At 45.7% G+C, this 18232-nt stretch carries 11 protein-coding genes; 5 read left to right on the plus strand and 6 right to left on the minus strand.

Translation table 11 applies throughout. From position 1 onward, the window contains the following. Window positions 1–147: 147 nt before the first annotated feature. The 6 genes from GVN20_RS26260 to GVN20_RS26285 form a co-directional block, all read right to left on the minus strand. A complete protein-coding gene (locus GVN20_RS26260; RefSeq protein ID WP_166561194.1) occupies window positions 148–939 on the minus strand; it encodes a Fic family protein in 792 nt (263 codons plus the stop codon). A gap of 233 nt (window positions 940–1172) precedes the next feature. Continuing rightward, the gene (locus GVN20_RS26265) at window positions 1173–1682 is read right to left on the minus strand and encodes a DUF2199 domain-containing protein (protein ID WP_166561195.1); all 510 of its coding nucleotides are present in this window, start codon (window positions 1680–1682) and stop codon (window positions 1173–1175) included. 263 nt (window positions 1683–1945) lie between these two features. After that, on the minus strand, window positions 1946–4516 hold the full coding sequence (locus tag GVN20_RS26270) for a GH116 family glycosyl-hydrolase (protein WP_166561196.1): 2571 nt from the start codon (window positions 4514–4516) through the stop codon (window positions 1946–1948). A 62-nt stretch (window positions 4517–4578) separates the two neighbouring features. Beyond that, the gene (locus tag GVN20_RS26275; protein WP_166561197.1) at window positions 4579–6138 is read right to left on the minus strand and encodes a carbon-nitrogen hydrolase family protein; all 1560 of its coding nucleotides are present in this window, start codon (window positions 6136–6138) and stop codon (window positions 4579–4581) included. Between the two features lie 318 nt (window positions 6139–6456). Beyond that, window positions 6457–7584, minus strand: a complete 1128-nt coding sequence (locus GVN20_RS26280) for a DUF6786 family protein (RefSeq protein WP_166561198.1) — start codon at window positions 7582–7584, stop codon at window positions 6457–6459. Between the two features lie 114 nt (window positions 7585–7698). Beyond that, window positions 7699–8850 (minus strand): DUF4932 domain-containing protein, encoded by a 1152-nt coding sequence (locus GVN20_RS26285; RefSeq protein ID WP_166561199.1) that lies wholly within the window; start codon window positions 8848–8850, stop codon window positions 7699–7701. 225 nt (window positions 8851–9075) lie between these two features. Here GVN20_RS26285 and GVN20_RS26290 point away from each other — a divergent pair, with 225 nt between their 5' ends. The 5 genes from GVN20_RS26290 (at window position 9076) to GVN20_RS26310 (ending at window position 18098) form a co-directional block, all read left to right on the plus strand. After that, complete coding sequence (locus tag GVN20_RS26290; protein ID WP_166561200.1) at window positions 9076–11109, plus strand: M13 family metallopeptidase; 2034 nt, start codon at window positions 9076–9078, stop codon at window positions 11107–11109. A 70-nt stretch (window positions 11110–11179) separates the two neighbouring features. Beyond that, the gene (locus tag GVN20_RS26295) at window positions 11180–12229 is read left to right on the plus strand and encodes a sialidase family protein (protein WP_166561201.1); all 1050 of its coding nucleotides are present in this window, start codon (window positions 11180–11182) and stop codon (window positions 12227–12229) included. A gap of 379 nt (window positions 12230–12608) precedes the next feature. After that, window positions 12609–13826 (plus strand): glycoside hydrolase family 2 TIM barrel-domain containing protein, encoded by a 1218-nt coding sequence (locus tag GVN20_RS26300; protein WP_310586854.1) that lies wholly within the window; start codon window positions 12609–12611, stop codon window positions 13824–13826. Then, window positions 13823–17557, plus strand: coding sequence for a glycosyltransferase (locus GVN20_RS26305; RefSeq protein ID WP_166561202.1), 3735 nt, complete (start codon window positions 13823–13825; stop codon window positions 17555–17557). The genes GVN20_RS26300 and GVN20_RS26305 overlap by 4 nt, the downstream gene beginning before the upstream one ends. Window positions 17558–17708: 151 nt before the next feature. Then, a complete protein-coding gene (locus GVN20_RS26310; RefSeq protein ID WP_166561203.1) occupies window positions 17709–18098 on the plus strand; it encodes a LytTR family transcriptional regulator DNA-binding domain-containing protein in 390 nt (129 codons plus the stop codon). Window positions 18099–18232 lie beyond the last annotated feature (134 nt).

Here is an 18232-nt window from a genome sequence, read left to right on the forward strand (position 1 = left end):
AAGATTGATGAATAGGCTCTTAAGTGGCTTTTGGAGCATTTGCCGTGTTGCGCGCTGTTTATTGGCGTTCGCAATCATCCTGCGGAAGACAACGAACAACGGGGTGGCGTTGATAACTTGCTGTTGATATGGTTTTCATTCCATTACTTATACTTCATTGATAATGAGTGATTGTGGGAGCATCAAAATAAAGGGCAATGCTTTTAAATAATCGAGGTTTTCATACTCTAACCCCAGCATTCGCAGATTTTTGTAGTAGGCTTGATGTTTTAAATAATAATTCTTTTCTGATTGAATGAGCCATGCTTTTTCGCCTAACTTTTCTGCTAAAAACCATTTTTCTATTAATCTTGCGGTTCGTCCGTTGCCATCGTCAAATGGGTGTATTTTCACAAATACTAAATGTAATAACGAAGCATAGTAGAACACCTCCTGAATGCTCAACGTGGCAGAGAGCAGATTGTCTAAATCCGTATAAAATTTTCCCATTTCCGCAATTACCAAATAGGGCGATGCCGCTACATATTCTATCCTGCCATCGTCAGTTGTAACGTACATATTGCCTGTTCTTACCTTTCCCTGCTTATTTTTTGATAAAATGTGAGTAGTCAGTATTTTATGTACTTCTTCGATGTTGTTTTTAGTACACGGTTTATTTTTTGAAAATTGATAGGCATTATATAAATCATCTATTTTTCGGGTGTAATCGGGCAGAAATTCAACACCAAAGCGTTTGTGTTTTACATAACTATCTAATTCTATGGGTTCGCCTTCTATTTTTGAAGAAAATACTGCGGACACGGAGGTATAGAAACTAAATGTGTCTATGCTCAGTTCGCTATCTTTTAGTTCTTCGTATTGATTCAACAAATCTGCCCCAACAACTTGGCAATACTCATCGAGCAATGAATCAGTTAATATTTCAAATTTCTTTTCCATATCTTTAAAATCTTGTTATGCCTCTTGGTATTTTCTTGAAAATGATGTGGTGCTTTCTCATAAACTATTTGGTAAGTAAACAGTTGTCGGCATAAATTATATACTGCTCCGCTTTGGGCTAATTAATTGATGAATAGCTTTTGGAGCGTTTACCGTGTTGCAAACACGCTGCTTATTTGGCGTTCGCAGTCATCCTGCGGAAGACAACGAACAATGGGGGACAAAGGCAGGCCTTAACTTATATGCGTATAAAATTCAATTATTTCTATCGTTTTTTCAATGCTCATACCACCATAAAAAGCTCTTGATAGTGGATGTTGAGTCGGTTCTAATAAAACACTGGGTTTCAATCCTTTATATTGAAAGAGTAATTTGGATTTAAGATTTAAACATTCTTCAAAACCGTCAATTTCACAAGCAAACCATCCGAATATTGGAGATTCAAAAGAAATGTTTTCTGACTCTGGAAATTTAACATAAAGTAAAAAGTTCTCTTTAGATACATCAGCCCATACATTAAAACTTAATTTTTCTTCAAGACCAATGATGGGTAATTTTAAAACCCCTTTGACATAGAAAGCATTTTTATCAATGACGCATGTATCAGAGTTAAATTTAACCCTATCGGCTCTTTCAGATTCTTTTATAGAGTAATAGTGTAAGGGTGCTTTAAAATTAATAATTGGGATACCTTCATGTATCTTTTCGCATTTGGAACATTTAAATGAAATAGATTTTGTCATCTTTCGGGAATTTTCACTTGTAGTGGTTTTGAAAGTACCAAATGTTTTATGCCGCAGTTGGTCTTATGACCGACTGCTCTCTTGGGAAAGTTGGTGGTGAAAAAACACCACTATTGGCATAAATATAGAACAAACCCGAATAAGCGGTGCAAAATTCACTCTTTTATTCGATTTTTATGCCGCAGTTGGTCTTATGACCGGCTGCTCTTTTGGAAAAGTTGGGGGTGAAAAAACACCCCCAACGGCATAAAACACATTGCCCTCTACCGCACAAACTCCACCTTCTCCCCAACCTTCAAAACCGCATTCGCCGCCAATTCATGCACTTTTTTATTGCCAATCTGTACGGTTTGGACGGGTAATTGACCGTGCAACACGGTGAGGGTAGTTTTGAGTTGGGTGCCTTGTTTTTGCTTCGTGCAGGTGCCCCATGCGTAGCCGTTGGACCAGAAAAACGTGCCGGGTTGGTCGTTGAAATGAAGGCTTTTTTCTACGCCTGAGTATTGAAAACCGCTCAGCGCCAGCGCAGAAGCCCAGCTGATCATGGCGCGGGCGTAGTGGTGGCCGCATTCGGCTTCGTCGAAGGGGCTGCGCTTGGCACCGTCGTAGCGGTAGCGGATGTTTTGGATGCATTTGAGGCCGTCGTCGGTCATGTTTTCGTAGAGCATACCGATGGCGGCGGTGTATTCAAAGCCCGTCATCACTTCGGCAAAGTACGGGAAAGGCACCGTGGGGCGGCCTTTGGGCCAGCTTGCCATGAGCAAGGCGGGCTCGTCGGCCAGGGCGTAGGAGCGCATGTTGTTGAAATGCTCCGTTAGCGTGGCGCGGTAGTTGTATTTCAGAATGGATTTCAGCGAGGTCTGCACGTTTTGCGGTTTGACCAAATATCCCAGGCCGCACACGTGCGCCATGAATTGCCCCACCAATTGATCCACCAAACAACCCTTGGCCAACTGAAACGGCGGAAAATCACCCTGCGTGCTGTTCCAACCCGAAACCGTTCCCTTCGCAAACTTGCGTCCTACGGGCGACATCACCTGTTGCTCGTAATATTCGCCATTAAACAACTGTTGGTCGGCCCAGGTGCTGCCGCTTTGAAACAGGGTTTTGCATTGCTGCGCAAAAGCGGCATCGTGCATAGCTTCGGCCATTTTTTCGGCGGCTTTCAACGCGCCCAAATACCAGATCTGCATCTGCGGATTGGGCCCGAAATATTCCACGTCCATGGTGTTATGCTGCGCCCCGTCCATGACGCCGTCGAGGTTGCCGTCCCAGCCGTCGGGCACCCACGCAAAGGCCAACGCCCGCTTGATCTTTGACCAGTTTTTTTGTAAAAAAGCCGTATTGCCCGACAGTTGCCAATCGCGGTAAAACTTCATGATGGTGCCCATTTGCCCGTCGGCAGCGGCCATGCCGTTGCCCGCGCCTTTGTTGAGCGGCAGTCCCACTCGAAACTGCATGATGCCCGAGGTGCTGTCGAGGGCGTAGTTAAACTCCACGTCGCGCATGGTTTGGGCCAAGTCACCGAACAAAAAGGCCGTGGCCTGCTCGTAGTTCCAAACGTGCGTACACGAACCCGCGCAGGAGCCTTCGCTGTCCATGACGCCCTCCCATCCAAACATGCGTCCGTCCTCGGTACGGAACACGGTTTGGGAGCGTAACGTGCTGAGATTGAACAGCGCCGCTTCTTTGACCGCTTCGGGATAATCGCTTTTGAGGAAGCTGTTGACAAATAATAACGTCTCGTTTTCGAGTTGGGGCAATTGCGGTACAGCCTTTTCGGCCACGTCCCACGCGTCGGCGTAGCGGGTGGTGTAGTAGTTGCCTACACGCTCTTTCGACCACGCAAATCGGTTGGGAAAATGCCACGTGATAAAGAACGTAAACGACTCGGTTTGTTTGGGTTGAATCGTTTTTTTTACCGCCAACGACGCCATCGGGTCTTCATCGGCGACTTTGGTTTTTTCGGTCAATTTTCCATCGTCCGTAAAATCATCCCAAAAATCCAGCAACGCATTTTCCCAGGCGTTGGGTACGGACGATGTGCGGTAACTGACATCACCAACGGCATTGGTACTCAGCGCAATCGTTCCCCACGCGGGGTCGGCTTTGTCCACGCCGTCGGAATACATAAAAATCCCCTGTCCTACTTTTCCCTGTCGAAATTGGTTTTTATTCTGCTTCGCTCCCGACGGATTAAACTCGCCTTTCCACGATTTTGAGCCTTTGGATCCGTCTTTCCCCACAAAATTACGCATCGACCCTGCCACCGAAACCGTCAAAGGTTGGTTGGACGTGTTGGTGACTTCGTAGGTCAACGCCGCCATCGGAATGCCACTGCGCTCGGCATCGCCCGGAATCAGCGGATTGAAGGCTTTGATTTGAACCGTAATGGGCAGTTTTTCGTCCGACAAATTCACCTGTCCGAACGGATACGCGGCGTCAAAACTCGCTTTGGCAAAGCGGGGCAGGCCGTGATGATCGACAGGCCGACCTTCCATGTGTTGGTACTCGTGCGTTTCGAGCGGGCCGATGAGGGCTTTGGCTTGGGCGTTTTCGGTTGGTTTTTTGACGTAAATGGCGAAAAACGGAGCCATATTGCCTGGTAACGTTGTACTGAATCCTTTTCCAGGACGGTTCATGATTTCCCAGTCCTGCAACTGCCCGCGTCCTCCCAACGATACCGTGCCCGTACCGATGCCACCGATGGGCATGGCAATACGCGTAAGATGCTGTTGGTCATAATGCTTCAAAATGGGCCACTTTTGCGGTTTCCAAGGGGTTTGGGCAAGGGCTTGGGTGGCGATGCAGAGAAGGAAAAGGAGTTTTTTCATGAGGTTGGGAGGTTTAGGTGACAAAATACATTGCCATTTGCTTTATTGCACGTTCGGCGCTGTTAGAGATTGTCTTTAATTTCTTTTTTACGTATGATTGAATAAATATCCGTTCTTCGGTCTTTTAGATTTCGGACACTTCCAAATTGATTTAATTCCCGTAACATATCAATATCAACGTCGGCAATTAAAATCATTTCAGTATTTGGGGTAGCTTCCGCTTTTATTCCGTTGGTGGGAAACGAAAAATCGCAGGGGGTAAAAACCATGGATTGGGCGTATTGAATATCCATGTTGTGCACTTTTGGCAAGTTTCCAACACTGCCAGCAATGGCTACGTAACATTCATTTTCAATGGCTCGGGCCTGCGCGCAGTTTCGCACCCTTGAATAGCCATTTTGGGTGTCGGTCAGGAAAGGCACAAATAAAATATTCATTCCATCATCGGCCAAAATGCGGCTTAACTCCGGAAACTCAACATCATAGCAGATAAGGATGCCTATTTTTCCGCAATCGGTATCAAAGGTTTTTATGGTGTTACCACCTTGCATACCCCATACTTTTGCTTCATCGGGGGTCACATGTAACTTTTCAAATCGTTCAATTCCACCGTCTCTTTTGCATAAATAACCCACATTATACAGACTGTTATCGACAACCTCTGGCATACTGCCCGTAATAATGTTGATGTTGTAGGAGATGGCAAGCTCAGAAAAACGATTAACAATGCGCTCTGTATATTCGGCTAACTTTCTGATGGCATCTGGCTCGGAGAGATGATTATAATCAGACATCAAAGGGGCATTGAAAAACTCAGGAAACAGGGCAAAATCAGACCTATAGCCTGATACCGCATCTACAAAGTATTCCACTTGCTGCATAAGTTCATCGAAATTGCTGTACAATCTCATTTGCCATTGTATCAGACCTAATCGGATTACTGACTTTTTAAAGGCCGCCTGATCCGAACTCTTCTCATAATACACATTATCCCACTCAAGCAGTACGGCATATTCATTTGAGTCTGTATCGCCTTCAAGATAGCCTTGCAGGATTCGGGCAGGGTGGAAGTCGTTGGACAATTGAAAATTCAAAACAGGGTCGTGAATTTCTTTGTTTCGTACCTTATCAATGTACTCTTTGGGGGAGATTGTATCGGAATATTGATGGTAATTGGGGATTCGGCCACCAAACACAATCCCTTTTAGGTTTAATTTCTCACAAAGCTCTTTTCGGTAATCGTACAAACGCCTTCCCAGTCGCAGGCCACGAAACTTGGGTTTGATAAATACATCAATTCCGTATAAAACATCTCCTGTATTGGTATGGGTTTTAAAACTATAATTTCCCGTTATTGCCTTGTACGTATGTTTAGCGTCAACTTTTTCGTAGTCCACAATAATTGATAATGCACACCCAGCCAGCTCATTATCGACTCTTATACCCACTTGCCCCTCATGAAAAATGGTAATCAGTGTTTTGATATGATGTTCTTTCCAATACGCATTCGGCATACTGGAATAGGTCTCTATCATAATCTCTTTGATTTCTTGATAGTCGTCTTGTGTAAGAAAAACCAACTCAATATTCTCAATTGATTTTGTGTCTTTGTTTGCTTCCATGGTGTGGTTCTCTCCGTTTTACCTGCCTTTTGCAGGTGTACTACGGTGATTGATTTTAGTTTTAACTAATTGATTTTAAGGAGATTGATTTGTTGATTGCCGTGGATGAACAAACGACGACTTCAGGCTTTCCCGCGCTGTTATTCGTTAAAATTGCGAACAATATACAGAAGAAACAAAGAAATAGCGGGGAAGTTTTGGTAAAAAAAGGCTGAATCCCAACGTGAATAAACAGTGGCAGCAACTTGATGAGTTGCTGCCACATTAAATAAGTTGTCGGAAACAAAATACGAGTGAATTTGGAGAAAATAACCCAATTTAATGCTTCGCTATTTCTTCCAAACTCACGCCCAGCATTCTTCTTGCCACGGCATTCAGCGCCATTTTATCGCCTTCAAAGTGGTAGGTGCGGCTGCGATGAGTGAGACTTTCGCCTTTTTTGAGGGCTTTGGCAGGAGAGGAAGATTCCAGTTCATAAAACGGCCCCATTTGCGTGCCGTCTTCTACCGGGCCGTCATTATAGGAGTTGGCAGCATCGCCTTTAAAGGGTTCTTTCTGGATTTCCCACATGGAGTTGACGTAGTCGCCAGTGGGGTCTAAATCGTAGCTAACAATCGTTAATACGCCTTTTTCAGCATCATAGCTTCCCATGACGGGCTTGGCAATGCTCGGCGGCAGACCGATTTTACTGCGGTGTTTGCCGTCGGCTTTGAAGTATAACACGCTGTCTTCAACGATGAGGCGCTCGGCGGGGACTTTGCCAAAATAGCTGTCGTTGATTTTGCTTTTGTGGTCAGCGCCTCCCACAAATGGCACCACCACGGTGGTTTGGGGCGTAGGATTAAACATCCCCAAAATCCAAATGGAAAGCAGCCCCGTTTCTTTGTTCCAGTCGGGGCCTTGGTTGGTGATGGTATTGACAGTTTCGTAGGCCACTGTTTTTACGTCTTTGAGCGGAAAGTTAATGGTGGTTTCGATGGCTATTTTACTGAGCGCTTCCACGCTGCGGTCGATGACAACGTCGAATTTTGTGCCTGAGTAATTGATCAGCGAGGCAGCTTTGCGAAAAACCGCTTTGGTTTTATCGGAAGAAACCAAATCAAACGGCTCGGAATCAATGACGGGAGGTACTTGCCAATCATCGAATACGAATTTCTTGCCCTCCTGAAAATAAATGGAAAACTGTCCTCCTTCGGGGCCAATCCAAAAGCGGTCTTCACCGCCGAAGGCGCTCATGTGTGGCGTGAATTTGCCCGATTCGAGGAGTTTATAATTCAACCAGCCGTAGCTGTTGCCAGAAGTGCCGTTGGCCGTAGAGGTCATGACGCGGCCTTGTAAAGCCCCAACGACGGCGACCTGTGCTGAATCATCGTCGGGAGCGGTAAGAACGATGGTTTGTTGGTGTTTTTTTAGAAATTCGAGGTCGGTGCCGAAAGAGTTAGACATGGTTTCGTTTTTTGGAGATGAACAGCTAAAGAGTACCCCAACGGTTAAAAATGGGACTATCAAGCGTTTAAAAAAATGGGTTTTTGACAATGGAAACATAGCGGTAGGGGTGGTTTACGGTTGTGTTTTGAGCCATTCGATGACGGCGGGGTACAAATCGGCCACGGTTTGGTTGGCAGTACGATTTTTGTAGCAAGTTAGTACAAATTGGTTGAACTCCCTGAATCGGTGAAAACCGCGCCCATTCACCATGAAATCTTCTTCTTTTTTGTTGATTTTCTCAAAATCTTCGGGGCTGAAATTGTCGTAGGTGTAAAGGCTGAAAGTAGCCCAGGTCATATATTCGTTGAAGGTCAAATAGGCCGATTCATACATGCCTTTGTTGCCTGCTTTGGTTTGATTCCATTTTTTCCAATCGGGCATGGCCGCTTCTACCTGCTTGCGGTAGGTGTCCGTGAGGGGGTTGACGTAGTTGTGGTCAATCTCAGTAAACACCATCCGCGACCAAGCCCCTTCCTTTTCGGCTTCCGAGCGCGTGTCGGGCAGGTCGTTGGGGGCAGTGACAAACATGAGGGTTTGTCGAAAACCGTCGTTGGCGACTCGAAAAGTAGAATGAAATCCGCCATCCATAGCAGTCAGGAAGATTTTGTAGCTGTCATAATGGGCAGGAAATTGACTTTCTACCCATTTCCACATTTTTTGCATGGGCATATACTGTTCCGCACGGGTAATTTGCCGTTGGTAGTAGTCTTTATGTTGGGCATAAAAAGCCCGAAAATTTGATTTCTCTACAAAATCATAGAGTAAGGCGGGGCGGTCGGCAAGTCCTAATGTAAGGGCATTGATGGGGAACTTACTTTGATAGATACCGTTGTTTATCAGTTTGTTTTCAGTCGTAAAACTTCGCATCATGGCATCTTTGCGGAATTGGAGGTAGTTGTAACTGCCCAATTTGTTCATTTTTTTTGCGACGTATTTTACCATTGGGTGCTCTTTGAAAGGAGAAAAATGGGCTTTGACGGCCTGTACGTAAGGGTCTTTGTCGTTCAACACATTGCGATAGCCCGTAAGTGCGACCAAAATGGCGCTCAACTCGTAGGTTTCGGGCATTTCGATGGTAGCTTTTTGGCGATTTTGGCGTTGATACTCAGCCGAAAAACGGGCTTTGGGAATGAGCGGATTGCCGCAAGAGGTACACAAGATCCCAAATGAGAGAGTAAAGAAGAGTAGTTTCAACGTAGAAAATGGATTTTTTTGAAGTGGCATTTGGGTAGAATTTGAGGGCAATTTTACCCATTTTTCTTGGGTAAAACCATCTGCTAGAGGTGAATTGAGCGATTTTAGACATCAATTTTAAAAAAAAGGCAGTGACCGGTAGGCTATACGCAGTTGCTTTAAAAAAGGGGAATAAGTAAATACTCCGCCTATAATCCTCTTGTAAATAGTTTTGCTACAACTATTTTTTCGTTCACAAAAACAACTCAGCCTTTCATGAAATCCATTCCATCACTCGTTTATCTTGCGCTTTTCGGGGCCATTTTGGCCGCCTGCAAAACCGACAAAAAAGAATCGACCCGAACCACATTTTTTGACACAGCAGGCATGGATACCACCATAAATCCAGCCGATGATTTTTTTAGTTATGCCTCGGGCAACTGGCTGAAAAATACCCAAATTCCCGCTGACCAAACGGGTTGGGGGTCTTTTTATACCCTCTACGAAGAAAACCTCAACAAACTCCACGGTATTTTGGAGGAAAGCCTCAAAACAACGCATCCCAAGGGGAGTTTGGAACAAAAAGTGAGTGATTATTACCGGTCTGGGATGGATACCGTCACCATCGAAAAGAAAGGAATTGAGCCAATTAAGGCTTATTTGGCCGAGATTGATCGACTCAAAACGCCCCAAGAAATCATGGATTATACGGCCAAATTGGAATCGCCCGGGGGCGTATGGGTGGGGTATTATGTAGCAGCCGACGAAAAAAATCCGGGCTACAATGCTTTGCAGCTTGCCCAAACTGCGCTTTCGTTGCCCGAAAAAGACTACTATTTTCGCACCGATGCCGAAACCAAAAAAATACGAGACGCCTATAAAAAATACATCGCAAAACTGTTTAGCCTTTCGGGCGTAGACTCGACGACTGCGAAGAAAAAAGCCGAAACGATATTGGCCCTCGAAACCGAAATCGCCAAGTCGCACCGCAGTCCAGTGGAGTTGAGAAACCCCGAGCTGAATTATAACAAGTTTGCCATTAAAGACTTCTCCGCCTTGACACCCGGTATCGACTGGGCGCGGTTTGTGAAAACGATGGGGGCCCAAACAGATACCCTCATCGTGGGTCAGCCCGATTATTACAAGGCACTGAGTGGATTGCTAAAAACACAACCGTTGGAGGTTTTGAAAGACCGCATGAAACTGTCGGTGCTGTCGGGAGCGGCGTCTTCGTTGACCAAGGGGTTTCGCGATACGCAATTTGAGTTTTACGGAAAAACCCTCAACGGACAGCAAGTGCCAAATGCCCGTTGGAAACAAATTACCAATGCCGTCGACGGAGGATTGGGCGATTTGTTGGGGCAATTGTTTACGCAAAAATACTTCACCGCCGACGCCAAAGCGCGCATGAATGAGCTGGTCAACAACTTGCAGGATGTGTACCGCGACCGCATCAAACGCCTCGACTGGATGTCGGACTCGACCAAGACCGAAGCCGTGAAAAAATTGGATGCGTTTATCAAAAAAATCGGTTATCCCGACAAATGGAAAGATTATGCCGAAGTGGAAATCGTCAGCGATAACTATTTTGCCAACAAAAGGGCGATTGCCATTTACGAAGGGAAACGCGATTTGGCGAAAGTCGGCAAACCTGTTGATAAAACCGAATGGGGCATGACAGCTCCCACAGTCAACGCCTATTACAACCCTACATTCAACGAAATCGTGTTTCCAGCGGGGATTCTTCAGTTTCCGTTTTTTGACAATGCCGCCGACGATGCCATCAATTACGGAGCCATCGGCGCCGTGATTGGCCACGAAATGACGCACGGATTTGACGATCAGGGACGCCAGTATAACTACATGGGAATGCTGAAAAACTGGTGGAAACCCGCCGACGGTGATAAATTTAAACGCAAAGCGATGGTGGTGGTGAAGCAGTACAGCGGCTATAAAGTGCTGGACAACATGAGCGTAAACGGAGAGTTGACTTTGGGCGAAAACCTCGCCGACATCGGTGGTCTTTCGATTGCTTATGAGGCGTTTATGAAAACAAAACAGGCCAAAAGTGGCGAGAAAATTGACGGTTTTACGCCGCAACAGCGCTTTTTCTTGGGGTTTGCGCAGGTATGGCGTATCAAAACCCGCGACGAAACCATGCGGATGCGCATCACCATGGACCCGCACTCGCCTGAGTTGTTTAGGGTAAACGGTCCGTTGGCGAACATGCCCGAATTTTATGAAGCGTTCAACGTAAAACCAACCAATAAACTGTACCGTCCAGATAGCCTGCGCGTGCGCATTTGGTAGTGACTAAAAAAATGCCCGTTGATGAAAAATGACGTCAGCGGCGGTTGATGTGTCTTAAATAACAAACTCCATGTTCAAAAAATTAGCCCTTCTTTTTATCATTACGGTGTCGTCGACGCGCGCACAACAGGCGTTATTTCCCACGAAAGGCATTCAGCCTGCTATGTGTGTGGGCGAGAATGAATCCATCGAAATGGTGTTTGGAAAAGGGAACGCTTTTTATTATTCTTTTTCAAATGACAGAGGCGTTTCTTTTTCAACACCTGAGCTAGTAGACAGCCTTCAGGGGCTGCATTTGGGCGTATCGAGGGGCCCACAGATTGCGTCTTCGCGCCAATCTACCGTCATTACGACTGTTGACAAAGCGGGCAATGTCTACGCTTACGTGCGCAATCGCACTACTGGTAAGTGGCAGAATCGCCTCATGGTCAATGATGTACCCGAAATTGCCAAAGAGGGTTTTAATGCGCTGGCAAGTGATGGGAAAGGGGCTTTTTGGGTGATTTGGCTTGATTTGAGAGACGACAAACAAAACAAGATTTTTGGGGCTTCCTCCAACGATGGCGGCTTGACTTGGGGTAAAAATAAGCTCATTTATCGCTCACCCGACGCTACGGTTTGTGAGTGTTGTCAACCGTCCATTCTCATGCGCGACCAGCGTGTGTATGTTATGTTCCGAAACTGGATCAGTGGTGCGAGGGATATGTACGTCGCCACGTCGGAGGATGCTGGAAAAACCTTCTTACCTGCCGTGAAAATGGGAGAAGGAACTTGGAAGCTCAACGCTTGCCCGATGGATGGTGGCGGCATGAGTGTGGATGAGAAAGGGGGCTTTATGTCGGTTTGGCGACGTGAAAATCAGCTTTTTACCTCAAAAATGGGAGGCCCTGAACGGCTCTTGGGTCAAGGTCGTAATGCTTCTATTGCCACGAGTACGCAACATACTTTTATCGTTTGGCACGACAAGGGGCAAGTTTGGCTCAGTTCGTCTACGCAAGCACAACCCGTGAATTTGGGAGGGGGGCGGTATCCGCGCGTGGTGATGCTCAATCCGCGCTTGGCTTTCTGCGCTTGGGAAGACAAAGAAACCATTAAAGGAATAATACTGAAGATGGAGTAGTGTTGGTTAGTCTTTTTGGGATGTTTTTTATGGCGAATTATAGTATGTGATGGTTTATTTGCTTGTATAGGAGTGTTTTATCATTGACCGCTTGATAACTTTTTCTTGTTAAAAACACTCAAAATGGTATATATTGCGCCTGAAAATAGTTTCGCAGGATGTTTTTTTGTAGCGCGTGGATTGCCTTATGCTGTTCAAATATTCGCATGTACTTACTCAACGTTATGATATATTTCAACTTACTCAACGTTATAATATATTTCAAATAGTTTTCTCGAAAAAAAACTGCTTTTTTATTTTCAAACTTGGATTTTTTGCGCTGATTATTTCTGTACTGAATGGGTGTAAAAAAGAGGAGAATGGTAAGAGTCGACGAAAGGTGTATGTTGAAAAGAAAAACGGTAAGTATGCGTTAATCAAAGACGGAAAGCCTTTTTTTATCAATGGTGCTTCGGGGTATTCGTACTGCTCGGTTCTGAAAGAATCGGGCGGTAATACCCTGCGGACTTGGGATACGACCAACCTAGCCGTGATTCTGGACAGTGCGCTGGCCAATGACCTCAGCGTGATTGTGGGGCTATACCTGCCCGACTACCATGAAACTTCGTTTTTCAATAATCCAGAGAATGCGGCCAAAATGCACAAAGATTATCAAGCCGTGGTGAAGCGATTTAAGCATCACCCAGCTCTGCTGATGTGGTCAATCGGGAATGAAGTCATTTTTCCGTACAATCCCTCTTACAACAATTTTTACAAGGTATTTAATGGCTTGGTCGATATGATTCATCAGGATGACCCCGACCATCCGATTACGACTGTTCTCCTCAATTTTGATAAGAAATCGATTTTAAATCTGGGGCTTCGTTGCGACGTCGATATCATCTCATTCAATATTTACAACCGAATAAATACCCTCCGCGATGATTTGGATTGGATGAAATGGTTTTGGAGTGGCCCCTACTTACTGTCGGAGTGGGGTATCAACGGCCCCTGGGGAGGAACCGAACAAACCGCTTGGGGGGCGTATCTGGAACCTACTTCTGGGGAGAAAGCTGAGTTGTGTTTGACTCGATACCAGCAATATATGCCCGTTGAGGATTCTCGTTTTGTGGGTTCGTGTTTGTTTTATTGGGGGCATAAACAAGAAGGAACGCATACATGGTTCAGCCTTTTTGATGAAGCGGGCGCTCACTCCGAAACCGTGGGTACGATGAAATCCCTTTGGACTGGGAAAGCTTACAAGCACGAATTTCCCACGGTCAAAACCATGTTGCTTAATTCGAAGAGGGCCAAAGATAATATTTTGCTTACAGCCAATGCCCCGGCTACGGCGGAGGTGTTGTTGGATTCGTTAGGAGGAGAGATTAAAACAATAAAGTGGCAATTGTTCAAAGAGGATTGGCTGCGAATAAACAATCAGGCCAACACCAAAAAGCTCACGCCGCTGTCGCAACTAAACAAAAACTCGACGGAGCTCAAAGTCATTTTTACGGCGCCAGAAGAGGAAGGGCCCTACCGAATTTTTGCCACCATTTATAACACTCAGGGAAATTTTGCGACTTGTAACATTCCCTTTTACGTAGTGAGCCAGCCATGAAAAACCAGCCATTGATAAAACCACCCACCAAGCGGGAATTGCTCACCCTGAGGCTCATGATTCTTTTGGGGGTGGGGGCGATGGTGTTTTTTATGGCCAATCTGTTGGCTGAGTCTGTTCGGGGAAACGGGGCGCTGTACGCGATGTTGATGACGGCTTTCTTTTTTACCTGTCTCACAACCCTTTACGAATGGTACCACTATTTTAGCATCACAATTCCGAAGGAGCCACCTGTCAACAAGACCTATACCGTCGATATTTTCACCACCTTTTGCGCGGGGGAGCCCTATGAAATGATTGAGGAAACCCTGCGTGCGATTGTTGCCATAACCTATCCGCACTCAACCTACTTGTGCGACGAAGCAGACGATCCTTACCTCAAGCGTCTTTGTGCGCAGTTGGGGGTACATCACGTTACCCGCCTTGAAAAAAAGAATGCCAAAGCGGGTAATATCAACAATGCCTTGCGCCAATCATCGGGGGAGCTTTGCGTTGTTTTGGACCCCGACCATGTCCCTGCGCCCGATTTTCTTGACCCGATTGTGTCGCATTTTAATGATCCTTCCATTGGGTTTGTCCAGATTGTTCAGGCCTATAAAAACAGCGAAGAGAGCTTAATCGCCAAAGGTGCCGCCCAGCAGACCTACCAGTTTTATGGCCCGATGATGATGACCATGAACCACTACGGAACCGTGCTGGCCATTGGGGCCAATTGCACTTTCCGGCGCGCGGCGCTCGAATCCATCGGAGGCCACGCCGCTGGCCTTGCTGAGGATATGCACACCGCCATGCAGCTCCACGCAAAGGGTTGGAAATCAGTATATGTGCCTGCTGTACTGGCCCGGGGGCTGGTGCCTTCTACCTTGTCGGCGTATTATAAACAACAACTGAAATGGTCTAGGGGGGTGTTTGATTTGTTGGTCACTGTCTACCCCAAGTTGTTTACGCAATTCACCCTGCGCCAGAAGATTCATTATGCGCTGATTCCGCTTCATTATCTTTCGGGCATTATATTCTTTCTCAATTTTTTGATTCCTATCCTTTCGCTCTGCTTTCATACCAGCCCGATGAAGATGGATATTACAGAGTTTGGTTTAATCGCCTTGCCTTTTCTGACCATGGTCGTTCTTATCAGGCAATTTGTGCAATGGTGGGTAATGGAAGATACCGAGCGGGGGTTTCATGTGATAGGCGGGCTTTTGATGATTGGTACTTGGTGGGTGTTTATTCTGGGTTTTTTGTACACCCTGTTTGGGGTAAAAGTACCCTACGTACCCACACCCAAAGATGGAAAAGAGGCAAACAACTGGCCTTTAAATATCCCTAATCTTGTCATTTTGTTGCTGTCCTTATTTTCCATCAGTTATGGATTGTACACCGATTGGAATCCCTACAACCTGACCATGTCGGTATTTGCGGGGCTGAACGCCGTGTTTATGGGTTTTACGGTTCTGATAAGCAGACAGCCCCAATTTCGAATCTTGGCCGTTCGGCATAAATGGCTAAACACTTGGTTGCTGTTTCTTCGAGAAGCCAAGGGGCATTTCTGGATTATCAGGCGTCGTATTTACACCGTTGTCAGACGTACTCCGTTGTTGTTATCAATCCTTTTGACCTGCCCCATTATTTACATGGTTCAGTTTCGACAGAAAGGACTGCCGCCGACGATTTACAAAGACTATCGGGAAAACTTTTTTTTGACCGGAATAGACGCGCGGTCGGTCAACACCATGGGTACGGCTTTCCCCTTGAGCGGGGATAATAAAACCCATTTTGACATCCTCTCATTTCACGTTCGCTGGGCCAGTGGCCATTTGTCCACCCGTACTTTAGATTCTGTTTATCGCAATGGCTCCTTGCCCATGATTACGTGGACACTTCCTTCGCGTCTTTCTAACAATGCCAGCGTTTTTGAGCGAATCACAAACGGAAATGAGGATGCATATCTTTTGCAGTTCTGCCGTCAGTTTAAAGCGTTAAATCGCCCGGTTTTTATCCGATTTGCTCCCGAAGCCGACAATTGGCCGAATCCCGCGCCAAACACCGCTGAGGCGTTTAGGGCCGCGTGGAAATACATGCACGATTTTTTTCGCAATCAGGGATTGTACCGGGTGATTTGGGTGTGGAATCCGGGTACGCCCGACTCAATCGACCAATATTTTCCGGGCCGTCAGTACGTTGATTGGATGGCGGTCAGTAGCCTAAACGAAGGCCGTGAATCTTTACCCATCAAAAAGCAGTATTGGGCTTTTCATAAACATCCCGTTTTTCAATCAGAACTTCCCGTAATGCTGATAGAAAACGAAACTCAGTCGTTGTCCGACAAAGAGGCTAAATCAATCCGTACTTCTTTTCCTGAAATCAAAGCCGTGGTCATTTCTGGCAGGACGGCGGGGCCATTTGGCAGGCTCCGACGAATCAATGACCTAACCGATGAGTCGGGCAGGTTGGTAAGAAAACAAAATCGATTTAAGAAAGCTAGGATTGAGCCTATTCCCAAGCTCCTGACATCGTACGGGACGGCACCCCAAAATGTAGCGTCAACAACAATCCAAAGGGCCTTTTTTGTAGGAACTAGAGGCATCAATTACACCAAAGCCCAAGATTGGGTCAAGAATCCCAATCCTTTCAGAATGAGTGAATTGCTTGAGGATTTCTACGAAATGAAAACCTTGGGCATCAATACCGTCAAACACAGCGGCCCGGGCATCTACGACCGAAATATCATCAGGGCCGCCGAAGAAACGGGTATGAAGGTGCATTTTAGTTTTTGGATTGACGACCACCTTGATTTTGTGGAAGAAAAAAATAAATTGGAGCAAATCAGGACGGATATTCTTGCGGTCGTCAGTTCGTACAAAGACAATAAAAATATCATTGGCTGGAACATCGGTAACGCCGTTTTTCAAGAGCTTCAGTTTCGGTATTTCAAACCTGATTTGATTATTCAGCGAGATGCGTACCTGTTTTTTGTTAAAAACTTGGTGCGTAGTATCAAGCAGATTGACCCCTCACGTCCCGTTACGATTGATGTCACGTTGGCGGATGATTTACCCAAAACCGTTCACCAAATGTACCGACTGATGCCCGAGGTCGATGCATTCGGAATCAAAGTGAAGGCATCTCGGGCGGCTGATTTTAGTTTGCTTAAAGAACTAAGTGTTCCGTATTTTTTTAGGTATATAACAGTGTCCCAATATGCCACGTTGGACCCCAAAAAAACGGGAGTATTTATCACTAATTGGCAAGACGTAGTTAATAGTGGATTGGTCAATTTTGACGGAATAAAAGATTTTCGACGACGACGAAAAACGCCCTTTATGCAGCTTAGCCACCTCTGGAAAAGCACCAAGGCTCCCGCACCGCCGCCGATGGTGAAAATCTTAAAGCCTGCATTGGTCACCATTCCGGCCACTACGCTTACGTATCACGCCTTGGTATACAAAGAACCTCAATGGTACTTTGCCGATTCACTCCCAGCAAACGTAAAGTTTGAATGGAAATTGGTTCAAATTGGTCGGTTTGAGCAGGCAGTGTCCATGAAAGAACTCGGCAATGGCCCCAAAATACAGGTCAAAATTCCAGAAAACCCTTCGATGTATCGACTTTATCTTTATGTCGTTGAGGGAACGACGGTTGTTGATATTATCCAAACAACTTTGAATACCCCCTTGATTGTTAACAAAAAAACGCCCGATGAAGAGAAACCTTTAGGCGTATACAATAAATAAAATACAACATTGGTCGATTTTTTTGATGGACTCATTTAGGGCTATTGGTTTGATACATAGTGATTTCCTTCTTTACGAATAGATTTAAAAACCATTTGCAGTGATGAATACAATATTTTGGTAAGGGGCTGGCATGAGTTTAGTGATAATAATGGTACACAAAACCCTGCTTGACATGATTGTAGATAATATACTTATTTCGGCCCCAGAAGTCGAGTATCTCACCTCTGTCTCCAACTACACTTACATCTATCTGAAGGATGGCACGCGGCTTCTCAGCTCACACAATTTAGGCAGAATAACGACCCACTTGGCGCTTACCAGAATACACAAAAGGTTTTCGGTCAACAAAGCGCATATTTCCAAGGTGAAAGAAGGGGCAATTGTGATGAAATCGGGGTTTGTTGTTGTCCCGTCGCGCCGAATGAGAAGGGTTCTTTTGACGCTTGAAACTAAAAAAACGCCCCGCCGGCGTAAATTGCAAGGAGAAGGGGGCGTGAAACCAAAGAAGCGGAGGCTGGCCATTGAAGATTCAAACTGATAGGCGGACATGCACCTCGCGGATAGGGGCGTGTTTTTGTATGCTTGGCGTCACGTATATCCTAAAACTAGTCGAGATAGACACTTAAAAAAGTGTGATTTATGTAACTATTTCCTGAAAATATGTAACATGAA

Source organism: Runella sp. CRIBMP (assembly GCF_009905605.1).
Classification (GTDB): Bacteria; Bacteroidota; Bacteroidia; order Cytophagales; family Spirosomataceae; genus Runella.

Bases quoted from the DNA above. Each gene is read 5' to 3' on its own strand.
- GVN20_RS26260 (WP_166561194.1), bottom strand. From the start codon at position 939: ATGGAAAAGAAATTTGAAATATTAACTGATTCATTGCTCGATGAGTAT.
- GVN20_RS26265 (WP_166561195.1), bottom strand. From the start codon at position 1,682: ATGACAAAATCTATTTCATTTAAATGTTCCAAATGCGAAAAGATACAT.
- GVN20_RS26270 (WP_166561196.1), bottom strand. From the start codon at position 4,516: ATGAAAAAACTCCTTTTCCTTCTCTGCATCGCCACCCAAGCCCTTGCC.
- GVN20_RS26275 (WP_166561197.1), bottom strand. From the start codon at position 6,138: ATGGAAGCAAACAAAGACACAAAATCAATTGAGAATATTGAGTTGGTT.
- GVN20_RS26280 (WP_166561198.1), bottom strand. From the start codon at position 7,584: ATGTCTAACTCTTTCGGCACCGACCTCGAATTTCTAAAAAAACACCAA.
- GVN20_RS26285 (WP_166561199.1), bottom strand. From the start codon at position 8,850: ATGCCACTTCAAAAAAATCCATTTTCTACGTTGAAACTACTCTTCTTT.
- GVN20_RS26290 (WP_166561200.1), top strand. From the start codon at position 9,076: ATGAAATCCATTCCATCACTCGTTTATCTTGCGCTTTTCGGGGCCATT.
- GVN20_RS26295 (WP_166561201.1), top strand. From the start codon at position 11,180: ATGTTCAAAAAATTAGCCCTTCTTTTTATCATTACGGTGTCGTCGACG.
- GVN20_RS26305 (WP_166561202.1), top strand. From the start codon at position 13,823: ATGAAAAACCAGCCATTGATAAAACCACCCACCAAGCGGGAATTGCTC.
- GVN20_RS26310 (WP_166561203.1), top strand. From the start codon at position 17,709: ATGGTACACAAAACCCTGCTTGACATGATTGTAGATAATATACTTATT.